18 protein-coding genes are annotated in these 23,746 nt (G+C 36.7%); 10 read left to right on the plus strand and 8 right to left on the minus strand.

What is annotated here, in order from left to right:
* Positions 1-19: 19 nt before the first annotated feature.
* Positions 20-1,357: an MFS transporter gene (locus ABN236_RS07745; protein WP_088494583.1), complete on the minus strand. Its 1,338-nt coding sequence runs from the start codon at positions 1,355-1,357 to the stop codon at positions 20-22.
* A 312-nt stretch (positions 1,358-1,669) separates the two neighbouring features.
* Between ABN236_RS07745 and ABN236_RS07750 the strand changes: the two genes are divergently transcribed.
* From ABN236_RS07750 to ABN236_RS07760, 3 genes are read left to right on the plus strand one after another with little or no spacing between them, the layout of a single operon-like run.
* Positions 1,670-2,959: an ABC transporter substrate-binding protein gene (locus tag ABN236_RS07750; RefSeq protein ID WP_270755311.1), complete on the plus strand. Its 1,290-nt coding sequence runs from the start codon at positions 1,670-1,672 to the stop codon at positions 2,957-2,959.
* A gap of 57 nt (positions 2,960-3,016) precedes the next feature.
* Entirely contained in the window at positions 3,017-5,392 is a 2,376-nt protein-coding gene (locus ABN236_RS07755; protein WP_349473708.1) for an ATP-binding protein, read from the plus strand.
* A complete protein-coding gene (locus ABN236_RS07760; RefSeq protein ID WP_349473709.1) occupies positions 5,370-6,647 on the plus strand; it encodes a sigma-54-dependent transcriptional regulator in 1,278 nt (425 codons plus the stop codon). The genes ABN236_RS07755 and ABN236_RS07760 overlap by 23 nt, the downstream gene beginning before the upstream one ends.
* A 77-nt stretch (positions 6,648-6,724) precedes the next feature.
* On the opposite strand, the gene ABN236_RS07765 is transcribed toward ABN236_RS07760, so the two are convergent.
* The 6 genes from ABN236_RS07765 to ecpA all read right to left on the minus strand — a co-directional run bounded on the left by ABN236_RS07765 (position 6,725) and on the right by ecpA (position 14,106).
* Entirely contained in the window at positions 6,725-7,306 is a 582-nt protein-coding gene (locus ABN236_RS07765; protein WP_349473710.1) for a common pilus major fimbrillin subunit EcpA, read from the minus strand.
* Positions 7,307-7,772: 466 nt separating this feature from the next.
* Positions 7,773-8,459, minus strand: coding sequence for a fimbrial biogenesis chaperone (locus ABN236_RS07770; RefSeq protein ID WP_349473711.1), 687 nt, complete (start codon positions 8,457-8,459; stop codon positions 7,773-7,775).
* A 140-nt stretch (positions 8,460-8,599) separates the two neighbouring features.
* Entirely contained in the window at positions 8,600-10,210 is a 1,611-nt protein-coding gene (locus ABN236_RS07775; protein WP_349473712.1) for a fimbrial adhesin EcpD family protein, read from the minus strand.
* A gap of 11 nt (positions 10,211-10,221) precedes the next feature.
* Positions 10,222-12,732 (minus strand): CS1-pili formation C-terminal domain-containing protein, encoded by a 2,511-nt coding sequence (locus ABN236_RS07780; protein ID WP_349473713.1) that lies wholly within the window; start codon positions 12,730-12,732, stop codon positions 10,222-10,224.
* A 17-nt stretch (positions 12,733-12,749) separates the two neighbouring features.
* Positions 12,750-13,436, minus strand: a complete 687-nt coding sequence (locus ABN236_RS07785) for an EcpB family pilus assembly chaperone (protein WP_318621857.1) — start codon at positions 13,434-13,436, stop codon at positions 12,750-12,752.
* A gap of 76 nt (positions 13,437-13,512) precedes the next feature.
* A complete protein-coding gene (gene ecpA / locus ABN236_RS07790) occupies positions 13,513-14,106 on the minus strand; it encodes a common pilus major fimbrillin subunit EcpA (protein WP_349473714.1) in 594 nt (197 codons plus the stop codon).
* 1,760 nt (positions 14,107-15,866) lie between these two features.
* Between ecpA and ABN236_RS07795 the strand changes: the two genes are divergently transcribed.
* The 7 genes from ABN236_RS07795 (at position 15,867) to ABN236_RS07825 (ending at position 22,187) form a co-directional block, all read left to right on the plus strand.
* Positions 15,867-16,433, plus strand: coding sequence for a fimbrial protein (locus ABN236_RS07795; protein WP_349473715.1), 567 nt, complete (start codon positions 15,867-15,869; stop codon positions 16,431-16,433).
* 93 nt (positions 16,434-16,526) lie between these two features.
* Positions 16,527-19,022, plus strand: coding sequence for a fimbria/pilus outer membrane usher protein (locus ABN236_RS07800; RefSeq protein ID WP_311755287.1), 2,496 nt, complete (start codon positions 16,527-16,529; stop codon positions 19,020-19,022).
* A 26-nt stretch (positions 19,023-19,048) separates the two neighbouring features.
* Positions 19,049-19,795, plus strand: coding sequence for a fimbrial biogenesis chaperone (locus ABN236_RS07805; protein WP_349473716.1), 747 nt, complete (start codon positions 19,049-19,051; stop codon positions 19,793-19,795).
* A gap of 4 nt (positions 19,796-19,799) precedes the next feature.
* On the plus strand, positions 19,800-20,285 hold the full coding sequence (locus ABN236_RS07810; RefSeq protein WP_088494591.1) for a fimbrial protein: 486 nt from the start codon (positions 19,800-19,802) through the stop codon (positions 20,283-20,285).
* Positions 20,286-20,301: 16 nt separating this feature from the next.
* Positions 20,302-20,793, plus strand: a complete 492-nt coding sequence (locus ABN236_RS07815) for a fimbrial protein (RefSeq protein ID WP_193015979.1) — start codon at positions 20,302-20,304, stop codon at positions 20,791-20,793.
* Positions 20,793-21,329: a fimbrial protein gene (locus ABN236_RS07820; protein ID WP_349473717.1), complete on the plus strand. Its 537-nt coding sequence runs from the start codon at positions 20,793-20,795 to the stop codon at positions 21,327-21,329. Before ABN236_RS07815 ends, ABN236_RS07820 begins: the two co-directional genes overlap by 1 nt.
* Before the next feature lie 6 nt (positions 21,330-21,335).
* Entirely contained in the window at positions 21,336-22,187 is an 852-nt protein-coding gene (locus tag ABN236_RS07825) for an MrpH family fimbial adhesin (RefSeq protein ID WP_349473718.1), read from the plus strand.
* Between the two features lie 104 nt (positions 22,188-22,291).
* Here the strand turns inward: ABN236_RS07825 and dhaM are convergent, their stop codons facing one another.
* Positions 22,292-23,740, minus strand: coding sequence for a dihydroxyacetone kinase phosphoryl donor subunit DhaM (dhaM, locus tag ABN236_RS07830; RefSeq protein ID WP_349473719.1), 1,449 nt, complete (start codon positions 23,738-23,740; stop codon positions 22,292-22,294).
* Between the last annotated feature and the right edge of the window lie 6 nt (positions 23,741-23,746).

The following is a 23,746-nucleotide window of genomic DNA, read 5'->3' on the forward strand; positions in this document are numbered from 1 at the left end:
TGACAACTTAATTAATTCATTAATCCATGGTAACTTTTTTCGCATTCCAGACTAGCGTCGCTAAAATCATGGAAACGATGGCAGAACCTATCCAGAAATACTGTACTGTGGTGAAGTCGTAATTAGTGATATCACCCACTTGAGTTACTTTAATCAGTGATGCTGAAATCAGTTCTTGAGCGGATGCTGCAATGTAAGCGAACAGTCCGATAAAGCCTTTTACTGCACCTACTGCGTTTTTCGGCATCAGGTCACAAGCGGTTAAGCCAGCTAAGAACACAACCAGACCACCCATTGCAAAACCAACCATACTTAATGCAACTGCATCCATAACACGGCTTTGTGGACCCCAGAACATCAGTGCAAAACCAGCGATGTTGGCGATACCATAAATCAGTGTTGGAATATGACGGTTAGCGTTAAACAGTTTGTCAGAAGCCATACCCGCCAAGATTGCGCCGAAGAAACCAGCGATTGGGTAAGTTGACATTGCGAAACCTGCATCAATCAGCGAGTACCCTTTTGAACCTTGTAGGTAAAGCACTGCCCATGAACTGATTGCGTAGCGAGAGATATACATAGCCGCACATGCTGCTGCGATGATCCACACTGTTGGTTGTTTTAATACGAATAACTGAGCGCGACGAGTTTCTTTAGGATCACTTGATTTAACCGCTTCTGACTCTTCGCCATACGCAGTTGCTGGATCAGGTAAGCCATAAGTACGAGGACGGTCTTTTAAGATCATCAGTAAGATGATTCCCGCGGCAATACCTGCGATACCTGCACCGATAAAACCTGCACGCCAGCCGAAGAAGCTCACTATGGTTGCAGTCAAGATCCACGTAATTGCTTCACCGATATTACGCGAGCCACCCCAGATGGAATAAACCGTACCGCGCTGTTTTGGTGAGAACCACTGGAAGATGGAGACACAAGAAGGCGCTGAACCAACAGATTGGAACCAACCGTTAATACCCCATAACAGGATAAAGAACAGGCTCGCCGTTGACATTCCCATGAAGATACAAACAAAGGAAGAAGCAATTAACGAGATGGACATAAAGCGTCCAATGTTGGCATAATCTGACAAGAAGCCGTTAGAGAACTTACCAAATGCGTAGGTAAAGAAGAACGCAGAACCCATTAAACCGAGTTCAGCGGTGGTTACGATACCTGCATCCAGCATAGGTTTTTTCACCACACCGAGTGCCATACGAACCACATAGAACATGGCATAACCAAGAACAAGACCAAAGAAGACCTGCCATTGGTGCTTTTTATATATTGCGCGGATCTTTTCACTTGACGCTTCTATTAGCGGCAGATCCTTTCTGGTTTTAAAGAAACTTAGCATAGAGATGACTCCGAATATTATTCATGTCTGAAGCTGATTTTGGTTTTCAGAGCTGATGCTATTCATTTAGGTCATCTTGGTGCAAAAGAGGGAATTTGAGTCATCGATGACACATTCTGCTGAATCGGTGAGTCAAATTTGTAACATCGCTATTAGGCGTTGGTTTAAAAATGAGTGAAGATATCGTCGTATCATTGTTGTAAATGAGTCATTAAGGACTCATTAGCTCAAAATAATAAATATTGCTAAATATCAGAAGTTTGAAGTTCGACACATTTTTATGTTTATTCAAAACAAAACCAGGGGTATGTCATGAGAATAAAAATAACACTAAGCCTCGTCTGTTTATTGTTTAGTTGGCTGTTTATCACACCAGTGCGTAGTGATGAGCAGCCACTTGTTATACTGACGACACTTTCAGATACACCAATGCGACCTCTTACAGAGGCCTTTAGTGCACGTTATCCAGATACTAAGGTGCAAGTGGTTTATCGTCGTGTCGCGATTGCGACACGGATGATGAAACAATATCCCACTCAGCCTGTTGATATTGTGATGTCGTCATCGGCTAACTTTTTCCATCATCTAGATAGAGAAGGGCTACTGGCGCGATTACCCGTCAAGTATGAAACGCCAAAATGGTTAACACGTCATAGTGATATCTTAAACGATAAGATAACCACGGTGGGCTATTCTGGCATCGGCATTATGAGTAATACGCAATACCTACAAAAACTCGGTATTCCGGCACCGAAAAGTTGGGTTGATTTAAGTGATCCGATTTATCAAGGGCACTTAACCATGACGACGCCGGCAAACTCTGGCACGATGCAATTGATGGTGGAAAATGTGCTACAAGAGTATGGCTGGGAGCGCGGATGGCAGATCTTACTCGAAACCAGTGGTAATCTTTCTTCCATTTCGGCACGTAGTTCACGTGTTAGTGATGCCATCGCCAGAGGTATTGTTGGCGCAGGGCCAATTATTGATAACTATGCTTTTAACCATCAAAAACGCTTTGATTTTGTCGAGTTTAGCTATTTTGATAAGTCGATTATTTTACCGGCTTATGTCGCCATTGTGGCAGAAAGCAGTAAAAGAGACACAGCAGCCAAATTTATCGCCTTTCTTTTATCGGATGAAGGACAAGAGATCATCTATAAAAGCGATATGGCAAAGATCCCATTAAGTAAAGAGATCTTACGTAATAACGATGAACTTGCTAATAACACGGAATTTATTTTAAACAGCAATGAAGCTTATCGTCGTAGTGAAGTGGTTAATGTGTTATTTGATCAAATGATCACCCATAATTTCCCTTTAATGCGCCAAGTTTGGAATGATATCCACGAAGCAGAAAGACAAGAAAACAAAACGCCAGAACGCATTTCTGCGATCAGTAAAGCTCGAAAAATAGCAAGTTCGGTGCTAATTAGCGAAAAAGAGGCTAATTCACCGACATTACAAGCCTTATTTATGAAAGAAGCCGATCAGCGAGAGTACTCTGATCAAGCGTTAGCTGTGTTGTATCAATGGCGTACATTAGAAGCTGAAAGGCTTGAACAAGCATTGGTTTTATTGAAAGAGACAAAATCACCCTAACCGCCTTGTGGTTCAAATATACAGCAGGAAGCGCTGTTTTTATGAAAGGTATTACGGATGAAGTTATTAGTGCCTAAACAATTTGGCAAACTAGGTAGACGCCTGTATATGGCGTTTATCTTTAGTTCTTTACTCACCTTATTGATTGGTGTGGTTATCTTTTTTATGTGGGGAAAACTGGCGACACAAATTAATGCGTCAGTGGGTGAATCTCTACCAATGCTAACCATCAGCTACAACATGGAACGTTATAGCACCAATTTACAAATGCTATTAAAAGAGCGAGAGCAGACACAAAGAAAATCAGTTTCAGAGCAACAACAGCAGGAAATTCATCAGTTATTAGATAATCTGCGTGAGTTTCCTATCGAGCAAAAACCACAACGTGATTTTTATACTCAACTTGTCGATGAGCTTTCAGAACTCATTAATCAACAAGATGTGCTACTGGATAAGCGGCGTGAATTAGAGAATCGTCTTGCTCAATTATTAGGGCAATTAGCGTGGATGCATGACGCCGTTGGTGAAGATATTAAGCCGCTACTTAATGAAATTGAGTGGCATGTCAGCCAAATGCTCAATGAAAAAAACGTACAGGAAAATAGCTTACAACTGTTATTAGAATCGACGTTGTTACAAGAGTTATTCACCACAGAAAATGAGTTAATCAGTTTAGTTGAGGAAATCGCGCATCAACGTTATAGCCGTGATATTGATGTCGCTTTCCACTATATCAGCGTTAAAATTGATGAAATTATCGCTTTAAATCAGAAGCTAAAAAGCTACCCGTCAACCATTGCTCATCGTCAGGTATTACAAGAGATTATCGCTATCACCCGTTATGATGGTGATATCTATCAAACACTGATTGATGATGTAGAAAACGAAAAAAAGCTTAAAGCATTAACCCCTGAATTAAATGAAAAGTTATCTCAGTTTGATAATGCGGTAAGAGGCAATGTTTTTGCTACAAGCGAAGCGCTAAACAAGCTTAATGATAATACTCGTAAACTAATGGCAACGGGGAAAATCGTTATTGTTGTGATTATTATTGCATCACTATTGCTGAGTATTATTGTGATGAAAATCTTGATTGATAGAAGACTTATCGCAAGATTGAATAAACTCAGTGATGACTTAGCGCATGTTGCCAAAGGTAATTTAACGGAGCCTGTACTGATTGAAGGGCAAGATGAAATTGGTCTATTAAGTCGGCGGCTTCGCCGATTTTGGCGTCAAATGAAAGAAGTTGAAGCCAGCAATGCGTTAAATCTTATCAATAATACCGATGCCAGTTTAATTACCTGCCACCACGATGGCAGAATGGAAACCGTCAATCCAAGTGCGGCAACGTTATTAGGAACAGGAAAAGAGCAAAGTAATAAACCACTTTGGTTACTGTTTAGTGGTGAGGCGAGCACAATGCTTAAAGCGCAATTTAGCTCAAGCAGTCAGCTTTATCGCTTAGGGCAAAGTGAATGCACTATTCGCATGGTAAAAGTAGGTGAGCCTCATTTCTTACAATTTAATATTCGTGAATATCCGCATAAAGATGAGCATAAATATATTGTGACTATCACAGATATTACGCGCCAAGAGTTAAGCCGATTAGAGCTTCAACGGTTAGTGGCATTAAAAACACAAGATTTGCAGGATAAAAATCAGCAATTAAATAAAGAGATGTTGCGCCGTGAACAAGCACAAAAACACCTAATTCAAACACAAGAAGAGTTAGTACAAGCGGCTAAAATGGCGGTTGTCGGGCAGGCGATGACCAGTCTTGCGCATGAACTTAATCAGCCACTTTCTGCAATCAACACTTATCTGTACAGTGCAAAGCTGACTATACAGATGGGAAAATACGATCAATTACCTGATTCTATCGAACGTATTGAAAAACTGTGCGCACGAATGAATCGAATTATTACAGCATTACGTAATTTCTCGCGTAAATCTTCGTCTGAAATTAGCTTTGTTTCGGCACCATTAAAAGAGTTGGTAGATAGCGCAATGGTGCTGGTGGAGTCTCGTTCTAAGCGAGAGCAGTGCATCATTACGAATAATATTCCTGATGAATTAACCATTTGTGCAGACCCGACACAAATTGAGCAAGTTTTGGTTAATTTATTTGTTAATGCGATGGATGCGATTGCAGGTGTTGGTGAAAGTCAGATCACGATTGATCTTTTATCTGTTGATCCTAAACGAAAATTAGTGGGGATCGCCGACAGTGGAAAAGGGTTTAATTCAGCCGTTTTACCAAAACTATTTACCCCATTTACAACCACAAAAGATGTGGGGCTTGGGTTAGGGTTATCCATTTGCCGTTCAATTATGCAACGGTTTGGTTATGAAATTTACTTGGCATCTACATTAAATGGTGGCGCCATGGTTGTTTTGGAGTTTACAGATGACACAGTCACACATGCCTGATATCGACGTTTTATTAATTGATGACGATGAAGATATTCTTGAATCTTATCGCCATTTACTCAATCTTGCGGGAATGGTTGCCAGAGTAACCGACTCACCAGAAAAAGCATTAAGCCTTTTAACACCAGAATGGCAGGGTGCTGTTGTTCTTGATATCTATATGCCAGCAATGAATGGCATGGAAGTTTTAGAGCGCATTAAACAAATTGATGCTCGCATTCCGGTTATCATGATCACAGGACATGGAGATATACCGTTAGCAGTAGAAGCGGTAAAAAAAGGCGCTTATGATTTTATTGAAAAACCGATTAATCCACCTATTTTCTTAGAACTAGTGGCAAAAGCACATAAAGAGCGTCAATCTATTCTTTCTCTTAGAAATGCCGTGATAAGCACCACTCAAGAGCGACTAGTCGGAGATAGTGCGCAAATCACCGCAATCAGAGAGCAAGTGCAACAAATTGCCGATATCGACAAAGACTTAATGATTGAAGGCGAGATGGGAACAGGGCGTCATCTTCTAGCTCAACTATTGCATGAATTAAGTCCGCATAGCGATAAAGCGATCCAAACTGTGGATTGTCAGAATTTATCTGATATTAAACAGGTTATAGCTCAAATTGAAGCAGATGAAGTAGGAACGCTGATTTTGCGTTCTCCTTATGATTTATCATCAGAAGCACAACGCTGGTTAAGCTCTTATCTGTTAGATATGGAACGCCAAGGAAAGCGCCATTTTAGAACGATTGCGATTTTAGAAAATAATACACAGCAATTAGTAACAGAAGGACGGTTAATCCCTGAATTCTATTACTATTTTTCACAAATTACTTTTTCATTGCCTCCATTAAGTGCAAGACGCCCTGATATTATTCCGCTATTTAGAGCTTTTTTACGGCAAAGCGCACAGCGGCTTGGCATTGCAGTACCGAAAATTGATCGTAATTATCTTGATATTTTAAAGCGTTACGATTGGCCGGGTAATATTCGTGAGCTACGAAATGTTGCTGAATTATATGCGGTAGGCATTGTAAAAATGGTGGATAGTGAACAACACCGAGCCATTATCCCACCAGAAGGCCCTTTAGATAATTTAGTTGATGAATATGAGCGTAGGTTAATTGAAGATGCGTTATATTTATTTGCAGGTCGGGTTAGTGATGTGGCGGATTACTTGGGTATACCACGTAAGAAGCTGTATTTACGAATGAAAAAACATGATCTCGATAAAGATAGCTATAAACCGAAGGTTTGATTTACACGCAATTAAATAACAAAGAAGCGCCATACTGGCGCTCTTTCGCGGTTTTCTTTTAAGTCACAGTATTTGAATTATCTTGCCGCTAAAGTCACAAAGTCACCTGACCATTTACTGGTAAATTCAATACGTAATGCACCTTCCCATAAACCTTCGGGTAAGGATGCTGTTGGTTGTGTTCCATTTATTACATTAAAGAGAAACGCGCTTTGAAGGTTTTTTAGCTCACTTTTTTCTGTCGCTTTAGTTTCAACCACCAGCCCTTTATTTATTCCTTTTTGATTATCAAGGATAACGGTTTCTTGGTGACTTGATAGTGTTTTACCGTTCCAGTCTGTTTTCACTGTTAATACAGAGTTATCAGCAGAATTTCTAAGCTCGTTACTGATCACTTTTGATGTTAATTTAAAGTCTGTCGCGCCCTCAATATCTTTAACGGTGATATCGAATGTGCCGTTTTGCTCATTAAAATGGTTATTTTCTGTTACTTCAAAATGTAGGGCATTTAAAGGGGTTACACCTAATTCACTCTGTGGTTTTTTTACTGCGGTTGCTTGCCAACTTGCGACTGTTTGTATTGATGAGGTATTAGCAAAGGCTGCTGTTGCCGTAAAAACTGTCATTAATAAGCTAAGTAAGACGTGATATTTTTTCATTATGTATTCCTATAGGGTCAATCGATGTTAAGAGTAATATCGGCTAGAAAGTCTTTTTCATGAGGATTTAAATTAAATCATGACTATCTAAAAAAGATAATTCATTAGAAAAACTACCCAATAAATTTAAAAAATAGTTTATTTAAAACATCGAAAAAAAATAGGAATAAAATGTAATAAAAATAGCTTTATCGTTAAAAATGTAAAACTGTTTATTATCAATTAATTATATTTATTATTGTGTCTTTTTATGATTAATAATAAAAAATTGAAAATGATAAATATGACAGAATATAAATTAATTTAATTAATTATGTATTTATAAAAATTATATATTTAACAAAGTTACATTTTCTTTCAAATGAGAGGAAATAATAGGAAAGGTTATTAATTAGGTAGGATTACTTATTTTATAATAAAAAGGTAGCTGATTAGGCTACCTTTTTATTTTTAATCAGCATTTAGGTTAGTTTGTCGCGCAGTTATTCTCTAACCCAATATAACGGTCAAAAGCAACAATAAATTGTTTATGCTCTTTCTTTAGCCAAGGATGTTGGTAACTTTCACCGGGTAACAGTTGTAATATTTTGGCGTTTTCTTCATCAGAATCGCACTGATCATTTAACAGTAAACGGAAATAAGTATTACCTGTATTTTTGATGGTGCCGGCAATATTATTATGATCATAAGCGAATTTCATTTCGCGAGGGCGGATCACCATGACAGTATTTAATCCAACGGTAGGAACAACCAAAGGCTGTTTACTGTCTTCCTGATAAGGTACTAAGTTAACTGGAGTTTCTTCAATAATAATACGGTAATAGCGCTCTTTATCGTCTTTAGCACCTTTATAAAATAATTTAAAAAACTCATGTTCATTTGGTAATAACACTTTTTGCAAAGGCGTATAAAGTATTTCACCATCATCTATGGGAAGTTGTTTTTCATCTTTTTCTTTTCCTCCCGGTTTTTCGATTTTATAAACATGAATTTTATAGAGATTGGTTCTGTCTGTATTATTAAGATAAGTGCGAGAGAAAAAGGTTTTATTAGATTCAAGGGTAAAAACTTCAGAACCGACATAAAGAGCATGAGCTGAAAATGTCAGTGTTGAAAGTGCTAATGTACTGATGAATTTTAATATTCTTTTCATTCTATCTCTTTAGTTAGCTTGTTTTCATAATGATAATAATAAAGTCTATAATATCATCAATACAAAAATCATCATGTGTTATGAATAATAAAACGGGTATAAATACTAAATTTATACCCGTGGATTGAGCAGCCTGATTTTTAGTGAATATCTGTGCCAGACCATTCAGCAAACACATTGACATAACCGCTGGCTTCTACCACTCCAATCCAGTCCTCCCCTTCCATTGAGAAAAGGGAAGTACCTTCATTCATTGGGAATGTCAGCTGTAAATCAGTACGATAGAAGTAACCCTCTAATTGATAAGGATAAGGCCATGTAGTTTGTGTCCATAATGCCTCTTTAATGGAGATAGGCACATTATCGCAAGCAGTACGGGTTTTTACTTTTGAGCCACCTTCATCGGTATACGTTAAATAGGCTGAAAAAGGTACATTGATTTTTTTATCTTTAGAGCTAAATAAGCAATAAGATTGTCCACGAATTGTGGTTTGAGGCCCTTCAACGGCGGCAGTAATTTTATTGGCTTGGCGAAATGCACTGGTGGTAACGATATAGTCAAAGGTTAGTGGTGGCTCTTTATCGCCGACTTTCCCTTCTCTATGAGGATTGTTCACCAGTTCTTTAGAGATAATACTAATACCATAATCACGGGGTTTTATAATAATTGTATTAGAAGGAGTAAATTCATAATAGCCAGATTGTGATAATCTTTTATTGTTAATAAGAAAAGTAAATAGTTCTTGGCTTTTTGATAAATCGATTTTTCTAGAGATAATATCTTTTAAAAAAGCTTGTCCCATAAAGAGAAAAACTTCGCCATTTCCATTATGAATAATTTTCTCCATATCCGCACCACTCTTGCCAACTTCCCAATAGTTATTACCATCGCCGATCATAAGCGCTTTATTAACTGTAGAATTTAGGTTACCCAAAATAGGATTAAGTTTTAGTTCAATATCAATATTATATCCTTTAAAGCTGCCTTCAAAGTTATAAGCAACAAGAGCGCACATAATACCCTGTTGTTTATTTACTACTGTATTTTCACAAAACTGGGAACCTAACCCTAATACAGCATTACCATTACTATCAACAAAGATTTCTTGTAAAGCATTGGTAGATTTTAAGGTTAAATGACCCACTTTAGTTAAATCAATGAGATCATTTTTTATTGAATGTTTACCGCCACTGGACAAACAGGTTTGAGTATTAACATCATAATTTACTTTAGTAGAACAAGCGTTATAGTTTAATTCTGTTGTTGTTCCTATCGAGAGTTTTTTAAAGTATTGGTATGCTGACATAGATAATACGCCCCGCATGTAATACGAATCACCAGCATTATTTTTAAGAAGAGGTATTTTATATGCACCATTATTTTTGATCCGCTCAGCATGAAGTGTGAAGTCGTTAGGGCAACCACTATCCCTCATACAACGATTACCAATAAAAGGAGAATCAATAGGCGAGTTTTCTAACCAAATATCAACATATTGTAAGCTTCCTGCTGTTTTATCTGAGGTCGGGCCTAAATAACCTAAACTTTTTTGATCTGATGAGTATTTAGTCAGGGTATTAGCACCTGAAAAGCGGGGTTTATCTATTGTTGGTGGTGCAATAAAATATTCATTATCAATATTATTTTCGATAAAAATATAATCAGTTTGACCTGCATAACTTGGTATTGAAAATAAATTTATTGCAGCTGTAGTTAAAAAGCACAGTGTCAGAAAAGAAGACTTCATCATTATTATTCCTTTTAATCTCGACTCGCCAACGTAGTCTGCGGATCACAAATCACATCACCTACCCATAACACACCGCGTGCAGATGAAAGGTCTAATTCAGCTTCGCAAATTTGTTTATCATCTTGTTGTAATGAAATCACTGGATAACGTTTATCAACATCCATCGCAAATTGCCCTTGGATATCGGTTTGAGTTCGCCCGATATGGTTACGTACCTGAGCACTGGCTAACAGCGTGCCATCGGGCGATTTCATTCGACCAAATACGGTGACCATCTGTTTTAACTCAGGCTGATGCACTGCAACGTTACCCGGATAAAGCACCACGTTTTTCACACGACCCGAAGCAATATCAAAGCTATCTTCACTGTTTTTATCATTCAGTAATTCGACTTTGTAAGTACCGTAAGGAGAAAGCGGAATAAAGTTATTACCGCCCGATAATACAAAGCGCTGACCATTGACGTTGGCGGCAATTTGCCCTTCACCATCAATGCCTGTTTTGACAATTACCCCTGATGTTTCTTGTTTACCACTGGCGGAGAAATTCATATCGCTATAAGCCAATGAACCTCGCGCCGTTAATGTGGTATTTAAACGATCATTGTTAGGGCGGCTCATACTTAACGTACCTGTACTGTATTTGGTATCGAACATACCGTAACCGCTAACAGAGAAATCGCTGTCAGTACCGTCTTTATCATGTAAAAGGGTTGATACAGATAAGCCTGCATTACTAATGGCTGAATTTTCAAAGCTTTTCGATGCTGAGAGCTCACCACGCACGTTACCATTACTGGAAGAAACCCCAGCACTTAACCATGTGGCTAATGGCAGTGAGAAATCCAGTGTGACGTATTTTTCGTTGGTACTGTTTTGATTGTCATAGTGATAACGCTGGATACCAGTGCGTAAACTCATACTGCCATAACGCCCGTTATAGAGTGAGGTGGAATACTCAAAGTTGTTTGATTTGTTTTTATCGCGTAAATCTTTGGTGTAGGAGTAGGTAAATGATCCCGCATATTCCCAAAATTGCGTTAAGTTCAGGGTAGTACCAAAAGAGTAGTTATCAGAGTCATACATCGGGAAGTCATCTTTGATATTCCCTTTCTCTTTATTTACCCAAAGTGAACCAAAGCCCTTAGGTAAAGCATAAGATGCCGTGATGATATTGCGATCACTACCATCATTAGCAAAAAGCGATTGCCAACTGGTTGATAGGTTCTCACTGAGTTGTAAATTAGCATTAGTTTCAAGGACGGCTAAATCATCAAATGCATAGGTTGAGGCTTGTAAATTTAATCCTGAGAACACCCCTAAAGTAACTGTTCCTGCGCCACCGACAAGCCAAGTGTTATCTGAGTTAGAGGTTTTATATTCATTATCTCTATTTTTAATGCGTTTTTTATAATCAACATAGCCGGAGAAGATTTCCCAACGAAACTCATTAAGTGTGGCACCACGCATATTAAAGGTTTTATTTACGGTTTGAGCTTGTTTGGCGTGGACTTTACCATCAATGACCACTTCAACTTCAACTTGATAAATACCAAAGGGAAGGGGGGCGGTATCAACTTCAAAGCTTCCCATTGGAAAACTTTGAATACTTAATAATTTACCTTCACGATAAATACGCACTTCGCCAGCACTCGGTAAGAAAACGGTAATAGGGGTGAGTGAAAGCTGTGAATGGTTAACTTTAGATGATGAGTTGTTACCGTAAGTCATCCCGTAAACTTTACTGCTATTGAGTGCTGACATGGAAGCAATCGACTGTAAGTTCCATGTATTTAATAGACCAAAAGCAAAACGACGACCATTAAAGTCACGTTCAAACATGGCACGATAAAAGTCAAAAGACTGCTCTGCGGTACCTAAGCCATAAGCCGTAGCACTCAGGTTTAAGTGGTTTTCGGCAAAGCTAACAATACTATCAACAGAAAAATAGCTGTTGGTATTATCTTTTTGATTTTTTAGCTGATTATTATAAATACCCAAATCATAGGTTGTGACAGCTGATATATTTCTGACAGTAGATGCGCCAAGCATTTCTGAACGGGCTTTAACTTGTGTGGCAAGGCCCGCCTCGCTGACATCCAAGGTCATAATAAAGGAGTTTAAATCAAAAACTAGGCTTGCATCAGGTGAAAGCGTGACTTTGCCTTGTTGCCCAATTTGTGCGTCTTTCAGTGATATAAGTGAACTAATAATTTTGTCATTAATAGAAGCAACTTGAGAATCGTCACTATCGTAAGTTGGTGTGATAGAGCTAATAACAATTTGATGGTCTTTAAGTACAACCAGCGCATCTGCAATTTTATTACGATTTTGTTCCTCTAAAACTGATTGATTAGAGAGGTTATAACGCAGATACACAGGAATGGTCATACCTTCTTCTAATGCAGTGGCAAAGACACTAGGAATAATATAATTACCAATCTTTAAACTGGTTGGTTGGCTATATGTATTCTCGGACAATAGGAACATAGCAATACCTAGTGCCACCACAGATTTACGCACAAGGAGTCCTTATGAAATTAATTCACAATAATAAAATCATCGTTATGCCAAACGCCGACAGTTGCTTTTTTGCTTTGAACATCGACTTGTTTTAATTTGACACCAAGGCCCGGCATGACGTAATAGCGTTCACTACAACGGTTATTTTCATTTCTTGTCACGGCATCAGGCATACAATCACCCGTTGCAACGGTACGGAATGAACTATTTCCCGTGTTGTAGACAATGCGAGCATTTTTATCAAAACGATAACTAAAATTTTCTTGACGAGGAGCAACGACTAAAATGGTGCTTATCATTGCGGATGTGGTCGCAGTTGCTGCCTTTTGATTTTGGGTTGCACCTGTTTCTGTGACCGGATCATCACGCCAAACTAAGCGGTAATAGCGCTCTTGATTATCACTAGGACCTTTATAGAAAATTTTGAAATTTTCTTTGGTTTTACCGGGTAAAATTAAGTTTGCTGGCGAGATCAAAATCTCGTTATTAACTAAAGGGATCACTTTTCCATCTTCTAAAGGTGATGAAATTCGCTCGATAGATAATCCAACTAACCGTGCTTGCTCGACATTATTTTCAATTTCTTTTGCAAGAATAGTTTGGTCAGACTGCATTGTTTCAGTAATGGCACCGACATGAATAGCCGAAGCGAAATGGCTATAAAAAAACAAAGGACTCAAACACGTCAATATTATTTTTTTCATTACGAATCCTTTAGGGATGAGCGAAAATTCGCTCGCCCCTTATTTATTAAAAACCAGTTTGATGGCTTACGATGTTTTACTTGGTGAATTCGCCTTCCCAAGTTGCAGTAAACTGAACTTTAACGTCACCATCCCAGTAACCGTCTGCTAAATCAGAGAATTTAGCGTCAGCACCAGCTTGTTTTGCAGAAGCGATATTGAAAGTGAACAGACCTTGACCACTCACACGTTCTTTACCGTTGTAAGCGCCATTTTGAGCTAAGAAATCAAGACCAGCAGTAGTACCGGCTGCAACGTCAACCATAGTGGTATCTGTTGAGTTAGATAATGCAACGCCATTCCATTTAACGCCGACTGTTAATTCGCTATCATCAGCAGCACGAGTTAATTTGTCAGTAACGATTTTTGAAGTCAGTTTAAAGTCAGTTGCTTTTTCTTGACCTTGGATAGTGATGTCGAACGCACCATCTTGAGTATTAAAGCCTTTAATACCTTCAGCATAGTTAAATACTAAAGATTTTAATGGAGTAACAACTAACATACTTTTAGTGTCTTTAATTGCTTTAGCATCCCATGAAGCAACTGCGTTTGCTTTACGAGTATCTGCTTGAGCAAGGGTAGTAGCACCCATAATAGCAACAGCAAGAACCGCCAATGTCAGCTTTTTCATACTATATCCTTTATTGATTATCTATATTAGATTGCTTTTTTATCTTTCTATTAATGAAAGAAATTTTATGCGTTTATCCATTTTTTGAATAAAAGAGTCCTTCTGTAAAATGCATTATTTAAATAAATGCTATTTTAAAGAATAATTCTTTTTGATTTTTTATTAATCAATAAAATATTGTCTTATTGTTTTTTAGGTATAATGAGTCCCTAATTGCTATTTAAAGAAATAACGATTTAAATAAGAGTTATTTTTTATTGTTAATTAATTGTGGTGTTTTTATCTGAAATGGATATCTCCTAACTCTGTGTTTTATATCTGAATACTTATTATGTGAGTTAATTTAGACAACCTAGTAGTATAAGTTGATAAGAAAAGTCTTATAGCATTTATTGTTTAAAAAATAAAAGTTAAAATATATTTATCTATTTAACGTTGTTTCACTCCTATAAAGAGTATGGTGATTTTTATCATAAGATTTATTTCTTATTTTTTGTTTTTCAAATTATATTTTATATTTTATATTGAGTTTGTTTTGCCTTTTATTTTATTTGAAATCGAAAAAAGACAACTTATTTGATTTTTTATACTTTAATTTTTAATCTGTTAGGTTAAAATTTTATTGTTATGAAGTTATACAGTATTTACACCTTTTACGTGTCAAAACAATGAACTGTTTTAGATTTGTTTTTCTTAAAATCTTATTAATATTTAAATATAAAAAAGAAGTGTCTTTATTTGACGGTCATAATGGTATTTTTTACATGACAATTAGTTTTGTATTTTTTATAAAATAGCGGAAATAAAATAAAAAAGTAAAAAAATAGTTACGAGATGTTGTTATCTTGTTTGCTATGGATTTTTTATTATTCTTAAAGTTATTTTATTCTATAATTGACCATGTTAAAAAGAATAATCATTAAAAGAGCATTATGTTTGATTTGTATTTATAGTTTATTTTTAATTCTTGTTGAGAACAAATTAACGATATTTAAATATATTGTCATAATTAGATTATCAGATTTTTAATTGAATTAAAGAATATAATATAATCTTTCAATTGAGATGAATCCTAAGTGTTTTTGTATATGTTCTGGCTTTATCGTGTCAGTAGGATGTGATTATCTGTATTTTTATGTATTTTCGTTATAAAAAACTGGTTGTTTTTATTTATTTAGTTTTTATATTTATTTTACTTACTGAAAGTGTTAATAGTGGCGGCTTTATTTTTTATTAAGTAATAATATCTAATCTATATGTAATTTTAGTTTAAAATACTTTAATTACTCATTTAAAGAATTGTTTCATTTGATAACTATCCTCAACTTATACTAATAATATCATTTTTTGACTTTTGACTTAATTTACGCCTTTTGCGAGTATTTCATTGCAAAACAAGTAAAGAAATATTATTTAAATCGTTTCTTTTCTTTAATTTTTTACTCTTACTTTCTGATTAAAATTTATTACTTATTTACATGTCAAATTAAGATGTTTTTATTAATTAAGGAACTTAATTTCTAAAATATTTAAAAACGACGTTTAAAAAAGTTAATACGGTTAACTTATTCCGTAAATTAATTTGAATATGAATGCATAAAGGACGCATTCGTAGGATATCCCCTATTTTGGTTTTATAAATCAATATCAATGGATCTGTAAAATTTAAATTGTAGAAGGGCGATGTATTTATTATTTATCGCTTATTTAGTCAGAAGCCAAGAAATATCACTATCTTTATTGTATATAAAGGAAATTTTATGAAATTTACTAAATTAGCTTTAGGTGTTGCGTTATCTTTAGTTGTTGCTGCTCCTACTTTAGCAGCAGATCCAGCGGAAAGCCGTGAAGGTAAAGTGCGTTTTACTGGCTTTATCAATGACGTTCCATGTTCAATCGATGATAAAAGTTTAGATCAAACGGTTAAGTTTGGTGAAATCGCATTGCATGAACTGACTAGCAATAAATTCCGTTCAGATAGCGAAAACTTCGATATTGTCCTGAAAAACTGCTCAACTGAAACTTACAAAACTGCAAAAGTATCATTCACTGGTGCAACTGTAAGTGGTTTTGACGGTTATACAGGCGAATTACTGGGCTTAGGTGGCAAAGTACAAAACGCAGGTATCGTTATCACTGACCGTGGTAATAATCCAATTACTTTTGGTCAAGGTTTCCCAGTAGCAGGTCACGCTTTAAATAATGGCGACGGCTCTCTCACTACATTGCAATTCTCAGCTTACGTTAAAGGTAACGAAGCAGACGATAAGAAAGCAACAACAGGTTCTTTCGACACAGTGGCTAACTTCAAGGTTATCTACGAATAATTGTTGTTTTTTTAATAAGATGTGTGGCGCTTAAGCGCCATGCATCTCATCAATATTGTCTTCTGTTAATAATGCTGAGGATGGCATAGCAAAATGAAAAGCATGAAAATAAATAAGATCACAAAAGTAATGCTTTTATTCTTTGTTCCTTTTTCGTTGCCTGTTTTTGCAGAAGAAGCAGTCGATTTCAATACCGACTTCTTAACTGATAAAGGTATTGAAAATACCGATTTTACTAAATTTTCTTACGCAAATTATATTCAGCCGGGCACTCATTTACTGGCGACCGACGTTAATAAACAAAGAGTAAGAAACGAAGAGCCTACTTTATTTTTTGCCCCAGATTACAACGCAGAATTATCTATTCCTTGTATCACCCCAGAGGTTTATCCCATTTTAGGTTTAAAGTCTGAATGGGAAAAAAAAGTCACTTGGTTAACAACAAATAATATCCAGTGTCTTGATTTTCGTTCAGTGCCAAATATGAATGCTGTGGGTGATCTCTACACTGGTATTTTAAATATCAGCATTCCTCAAGCCTTTATGGAATATCAAGATCCGAGTTGGGATCCGCCATCACGTTGGGATGATGGTATAGCGGGATTCTTTCTTGATTACAATATGAGTAATCGCCTTATTCGATATGAAAACAACGATAAAAGGACAGAAACGGGAACCAATATTAGTGGTGTAATGGGCATTAATATGGGCGCTTGGCGTTTTCGCTCTGATTGGCAAGCCTCTGGCGGTAATTTAAATAGCAACGATAAATCATGGCGTTGGAACCAGCTTTATATTTTTCGTGCCATTCGTTCTTTGGGAGCCAAATTAACGTTAGGTGAGCAATATCTCTCATCAGAGCTTTTTGATAGCTTCCGTTATCTTGGTGCTTCATTAGAAAGTGATAATGCGATGATCCCACCGCGTTTACAGGGCTATGCACCTGAAATTGCGGGAGTTGCAAGAACTAATGCCACGGTTATTGTGCGTCAAGATGGTCGTATTGTTTATCAAAATGAAGTAAGTCCAGGGCCATTTCGAATTCAGGACGTCAATACATTCGGTGGCGGTACCTTAGATGTTTCTATTGAAGAACAAGATGGTTCTGTTCAAACATTTAAAGTGGAAACATCGCGTTTAGGCACACTAACAAGACCGGGACAGTTTTTATACAAGTTGGTGATGGGTAAACCCACTAAAAATGAACACGATACTGAAGGTCCTGCATTTTCTTTAGGTTCTTTCTCGTGGGGGGCTGCGAATAACACCACAATTTATGGTGGGTTATTAGCCTCAACAGAATATCAAAATATTGCTTTAGGTTTAGGGCAAGATTTAGCGCCATTTGGGGTTCTCTCCTTTAATATTTCAGCTTCACGGGCTGAAATGGGAAGTAACTTTGATGATAAAACCCTATCAGGAACTTCTTATAACGTTACTTATTCAAAGCAATTCGACGAAATAAATAGTCAGATTACGTTTGCGGGTTATCGCTTCTCTCAACGTGACTATTTAAGTATGACTCAGTTTTTAGATGGTCGTTATCGAGGGCTTCATATTGACAGTGGTAAAGAGCTTTATACCGCAATCTTTGGTACGGCTTTCCCTGAATATAATATCAACACTTACTTAAACTATTCTCGCCAAACCTATTGGAACCGACCTTCAACAGATAATTATAGTTTTACGGTTTCTAGTTATTTTGATTGGGCTAATTTTAAAAATTTATCCATTAACTTATCAGCTTATAAAGTGGAATCGAGCCACAATAATGATGAAGGGGTTTATGTGTCATTAGGTGTACCACTTGAGCGTAATGATGCCAATATTAGTTATTCTGGATCGTTTAATCGCCATAATACCAGTAACAGCGTTAACTATTATGAACGACTTAATGAACGCAGTACGTATAACTTATCGGCAGGAACGTGGGATAGCGATAAAGTTAATCTTTCAGGTTTCTATAACTACGACGGTAATTTAGCAAAACTGACAACAAGTGGTACTTATACCCAAAATAATCAAAGTGCATTATCGATGCAATTAATGGGGGGAATAACCGTTACTCCAGAAGGGGGCGCATTCCACCGAGTCACTTCAATGGGAAATTCACGCATATTGGTTGATACCAATAATGTTCAAGATATTCCGATTAAAACAGGTTTAACGCCAATTGAGACTAACCGCCACGGTAAAGCTATTTTAATGGGCGTGCAAAATTATTCTCGTAGCCATATTACGATCGATATTAATAACCTTCCTGAAAAAGCGGATGCTGTTCAATCATCTCAATATGCCACCTTAACCGAAGGGGCGATTGGCTATCGTAAATTTAATGTGATTGAAGGTGAGAAGGTCTTAGCCGTGATCACCATGGCTGATAAGAAACATCCTCCTTTTGGAGCTAGTGTTTATAACAAAGATAAATTAGAGGTCGGCATTATTTCAGACGAAGGCTTTGTTTATTTATCAGGTGTAAAAGCAGGTGAAACTTTAGATCTTGCTTGGAATGGTGAAACTTGCCAATTCCAATTACCTCAAGTGTTAGAAAATAATTTAAGCAACATGTTGTTGCTTCCTTGTAAGTAATTAAATTTAAGTCAACGGTGAATGAAATGAAATATATCAACACACAAACATTAAGCGCTATCGTTACACTTTGCCTTTTTTCTCAATCCGCTTATTCCGCTATCGCATTAGATAGAACACGTGTTTTATATAATGAAGGTGAGCGCTCAGTCAGTATGGTTTTAGAAAATGAAAATGAATCTAAACCTTATTTAGCACAATCTTGGCTTGAGAATAGTAAAGATGAAAAAATTAATTCTCCTTTTGTGGTAACACCGCCAGTTCAACGTATTGAAGCTGGTAACAAAAGCCAAATTAAAATACAGGCATTACCTGCAACCAATATGTTACCGACAGACAGAGAAAGTATTTATTACCTTAATGTTCGCGAAATTCCTCCTCGTAGCGATTCTCCCAATGTTTTACAAATTGCATTACAGACAAAAATTAAAGTGTTTTATCGACCAAAAAGTATTGTCGCACCTAGCCGCTTAGAGGCTAATCCAATGGAAAAAGACATTGTGATTGAAAAACAAGGTACTAATTACAATGTGAAAAATCCTTCACCTTATTATTTAACCATTACCAAAGTCAGAAAGAACAATACCGAAGTAAAAGACTTTGAAGCGGTGATGATTGAGCCTTTTGGACAACGTCCATTAGGGGCAAAAGTAGGTGATTTAGGTGTAACGCCAGCCATTGAATATCTCAATGATTTCGGTGGATTAGTTGAATTAACATTCCAATGTCGTGGAGATATTTGTTCAGCAAATATCAAAGATAAGAAGGCGTAATATTATGCTTATATTCCGAGGTGTAATACTTTTTCTTTGTATGAGTTTTCTCGCTCCTTCTGTATGGGCTGCTTCTGGCTTTTTAAGAGTCACAGTGAGCGGGAGTGTGGAATCACGTCCTTGCAAAATTAACGATGGTAAACCTATCGAAGTGAATTTTAATGATGTAATGACCACAAGAATAGAAAACGAAAATTATAAACAAAAAATGGATTACACCTTGGATTGTAAAACAACAGGTGATCCGAGTATGTCGCTGAAATTTACCGGTGATGGTGCAGGTTTTGATACACGTTATTTAAAAACAAGTGTGACAGATTTAGGGGTGTTATTTAAAACCGCTGATACCAATATCTATATGACAACACCGTTCAAGTTTAACTATCAAACTCGACCTGAGCTTTATGCTGTACTCGTGAAAAAAAGTGGTGCCACGTTACCAACGGGCGCTTTTACTGCAACTGCAACTATGCAGGTTTATTACAACTAACGGAGGAATAAACAACATGCGTTATTATCCATTCCTCATTATGTTATTTTTATTTTCTGCATTTTCTTCATCCAGTTTGGCTAAAGATAATGAAACACAGGTACTGATTAAAGGTAATTTACTAACGCCACCTCCTTGTAAAGTGAATGATGGCAATATGATTGAGGTAAATTTTGGTCCTGTGGCAATAAAAACGATTAAAGGCTATGACCAAAAACGAGAGATTAATTACCAGATTACTTGTGAAGAAAATTTAAATAACTGGAATATGTATTTATCGATAGATGGGAAAAAAAGCAGTTTCGATCCCAATGGACTGAGAACCAATATTAATGAATTAGCCGTAAAATTTATGATGGGTGATTCTATTATTGATTTAAATAAAAAGTATTCAGTTAATTTAAATAATCCTGAAAAGATTTGGGCTGTTCTGGTTAAAAAAGAAAATAGTGAACTGACGCCCGGTAATTTTACCTCAGGTGGCACTTTATTTGTGGAGTACCAATAATGAATAGATTAAGTGTGTTTCGCTCTATTATTGGTAGTTGTTTATTATTTTCTTCTTCTATTTTTGCAGCTGAAAATCTTAATATTTTTGGTTCATTAATTATTGCACCTTGCAAAGTCTTACCTGAACACTCTCAGGTTGATGTGATATTTGATGAAATTCGCTTGGATGATATTTATAAAAGTTATTTTGAATTCGAGAAAAAGGATTTCAAAATCATTTTATCAGAGTGTGATATCTCTATTGCCAAACAAGTGAAAATTAAGTTTGAAGGGGCAACGCATAATGAACTTGCTGGATTATTGGCATTAGACGACAGTGCAAATAACCCTGATTTAGGAATAAAAATTACCACTAAAGAAGGTGTACCCGTGATATTAGGGGATTATACCAGTTTATATAATATTCCTAATAATGGCATTTTTGAGCTTAATTTTATTGCTTATCTGCAAGCAACAGCGGCTGCTATTGCAAATAAATCAATTAAACCGGGGCATTTTTCTGCTACCGCCGTGTTTTCTTTGAAATATGAGTAATAAATAATGAAAAGAATACAGCAAATTTTAAAGTTACTGATTGTCGTATGTGGTTTTTGGCTATTTAGCGCACAGGCAGGTTATTTTACTTATATTACTAAATCGGGTCCTTCTCCAGATATTAAAGGTAATATTCGTTATGATTATGTATTGGAATATTGGACTGAAATAGGTTTTACGCCAAATCCTTGTAAGAGTTTAGGTTTTAGTGGGCGATGTTATATTCAATTAAATCACTTTCATTCCACACCAAATAAAGGAGGAACAGGAACAGAGCATCGGGCAAGATGGCGATGTGGTGTAGATTTACAAAATTTAAGCTCTATGGCTGAAATTCGTGATGTGGCTATAAATCAATGTGGGCTTAGTTTTCCCTATGTGAATTATAGTACCCATGCTGGGCCTGTTACCGTTGATGAATGTATTGCTTTCTTTATGACGAGTAGTCCAACGGGAGGAGGCGGAAGAATGGTACCTGGTGGTGTATGTGGTATTGCCCCTCCGCCTGAAGGTAAATGTGCATTTATTTCTAGTAATTTAAATATTTCACATGGCGTACTTGATGTGACACAAGTTAATGGTAATGAAGCCGAAGAGCAATTTGCACTTACTTGTAATGAAACTATGCCTGTAAAAATTACCAGTTCAATGGAAGATCATTTTTTAAACTTAAAACCAGATGGTAGCATTCGTTCTTTTTTAACTTTAAATGGTTCACCTGCATCGATTGGAACACAGGTGAACGCAATAAAGAATGAATATACTTATGTGAGAGTGATGTCAAAGCTTCAAACCTATGGAACGCCTTCATTAGGTAACTTTAGTGGTACTACGACATTGGTATTATCAATACCTTAATAAAATTAGAAGAGTCAATAATGACCTAGATTGATAGCGTTTTTCGTTGACTTACCCGCACATGATTGTGCGGGTTTTTTTATGCAGTTAATGTGAAAAGAGGTTTATAACGTTATTGGTTCAATAACTAATTCACCCTTATTTGTATCTAATTTTAGCTTTTGAGATTCAGAAACTTTTAATAACGCAGGTCCTAAATTGACTAACATCGGTAAGCGCATTTCTGCTGCGATAATGGCACTGTGAGAGAGGCTATCACCTTTTGCTAAAGCAATACCAACTAACGGGCTATCAATTAATTGAATGAGTGTAGAAGGAAAAAGCTCTTTTGCGATCAAAATAGCCGGTTGTGAAGGGGTGAAACTTGGGCGCGTTTTATCTTGTAAATGGTAAAGCACCTGATTACGCAGATCACGAAGATCGAGTTCACGTGCGCGTAAATAGGGATCGGAGAGAGCGCAATACAATTGTGTTCTTTCTTGCATTTCATCCGACCAACTTTGTTGGGCACTGATCTTCTCTTCTTTAATGCGATCAATCACACTCGTTATTAACTCATCATCATCTAACATCATGATATGGCCGTTAAAAATAGCACCAATATGCTCGCCTAATGTCTGGCTCGCTTTATTGGCTGTCTGTTTTAGAGCTTTTAGCGTCTCTTTTATTGCAAAATTAAGTTTGCCAACTTGAGCACTAATATCAATTGGTTCAGATAAGTTTTCTATTGGTGATAGCTCTATTTCATGCCAAATAAAAGCCGGTGCTTTAATTTGAGACACAGGGGCTAAAATACCTTTTAATGTTATGGTATTAGAATCAGAAGGTAGCTCTTCACCAAAGCCATTTTTGGCAAGTTCAAGAAAAGCGGCAATCGCTTCATCTTCTTGCTCACCCGAGGCAATTAGCGTTATCTCATCACCTTGGCGAATTTGTATTAATGAAAGCTGATTTAAGCTGAGAGGATTAATACGTCTATCCCCTTTAACTAATTGATAATCAGCCTGAAAAGCAGAAAGTACCTCAACTAAAGTTGCAGCCGGTCTTACGTGTAATCCATGAGGATTACGAACAACCCAACTTGCCTCTTTGCCGTGAATTTTGACAGGGGCATTAATATCATTTTTAGGCTGAACAAAATTTTCACCCAGCTGAATTTTCTTTGGATATAAAGAATTTGAAGCTTCTTCAATCACTTTCTCTAATGACGCACCTGAAGATGCGGCGACAACTGCTGCAAGAGTACCTTCAACTAAGGGAGCAGAGCAGAGGGTGACTTTTTCAGCGAGATCTGGATCAAGTAACTCAATCGCAGTTTCTGCACTTAATATTGCACTGCCTAAATCCATCATCACAACAATAGATTGTGCTTGAGAAAGTGATTCTATCGCCGTCATAATTTTAACGGCATCAGTACCAATCGCATGTTCTTCATCGTTGATACCGGCGGCAACGGCAAGTTGGCAATGAGCTGGATTAAGCATCTGACTGGCAAGCTCTGCCACACCATCAGCGAGATGTTTACTATGAGAAACAATAACAATATTTATCATGGTAGA

It is taken from the genome of Proteus sp. fly-1013, from assembly GCF_040140245.1.
GTDB lineage: Bacteria > Pseudomonadota > Gammaproteobacteria > Enterobacterales > Enterobacteriaceae > Proteus > Proteus mirabilis_B.

Coding starts and splice junctions, on each gene's coding strand:
- ABN236_RS07745 (WP_088494583.1), bottom strand. CDS start 1,357: ATGCTAAGTTTCTTTAAAACCAGAAAGGATCTGCCGCTAATAGAAGCG.
- ABN236_RS07750 (WP_270755311.1), top strand. CDS start 1,670: ATGAGAATAAAAATAACACTAAGCCTCGTCTGTTTATTGTTTAGTTGG.
- ABN236_RS07755 (WP_349473708.1), top strand. CDS start 3,017: ATGAAGTTATTAGTGCCTAAACAATTTGGCAAACTAGGTAGACGCCTG.
- ABN236_RS07760 (WP_349473709.1), top strand. CDS start 5,370: ATGACACAGTCACACATGCCTGATATCGACGTTTTATTAATTGATGAC.
- ABN236_RS07765 (WP_349473710.1), bottom strand. CDS start 7,306: ATGAAAAAATATCACGTCTTACTTAGCTTATTAATGACAGTTTTTACG.
- ABN236_RS07770 (WP_349473711.1), bottom strand. CDS start 8,459: ATGAAAAGAATATTAAAATTCATCAGTACATTAGCACTTTCAACACTG.
- ABN236_RS07775 (WP_349473712.1), bottom strand. CDS start 10,210: ATGATGAAGTCTTCTTTTCTGACACTGTGCTTTTTAACTACAGCTGCA.
- ABN236_RS07785 (WP_318621857.1), bottom strand. CDS start 13,436: ATGAAAAAAATAATATTGACGTGTTTGAGTCCTTTGTTTTTTTATAGC.
- ecpA (WP_349473714.1), bottom strand. CDS start 14,106: ATGAAAAAGCTGACATTGGCGGTTCTTGCTGTTGCTATTATGGGTGCT.
- ABN236_RS07795 (WP_349473715.1), top strand. CDS start 15,867: ATGAAATTTACTAAATTAGCTTTAGGTGTTGCGTTATCTTTAGTTGTT.
- ABN236_RS07800 (WP_311755287.1), top strand. CDS start 16,527: ATGAAAAGCATGAAAATAAATAAGATCACAAAAGTAATGCTTTTATTC.
- ABN236_RS07805 (WP_349473716.1), top strand. CDS start 19,049: ATGAAATATATCAACACACAAACATTAAGCGCTATCGTTACACTTTGC.
- ABN236_RS07810 (WP_088494591.1), top strand. CDS start 19,800: ATGCTTATATTCCGAGGTGTAATACTTTTTCTTTGTATGAGTTTTCTC.
- ABN236_RS07815 (WP_193015979.1), top strand. CDS start 20,302: ATGCGTTATTATCCATTCCTCATTATGTTATTTTTATTTTCTGCATTT.
- ABN236_RS07820 (WP_349473717.1), top strand. CDS start 20,793: ATGAATAGATTAAGTGTGTTTCGCTCTATTATTGGTAGTTGTTTATTA.
- ABN236_RS07825 (WP_349473718.1), top strand. CDS start 21,336: ATGAAAAGAATACAGCAAATTTTAAAGTTACTGATTGTCGTATGTGGT.
- dhaM (WP_349473719.1), bottom strand. CDS start 23,740: ATGATAAATATTGTTATTGTTTCTCATAGTAAACATCTCGCTGATGGT.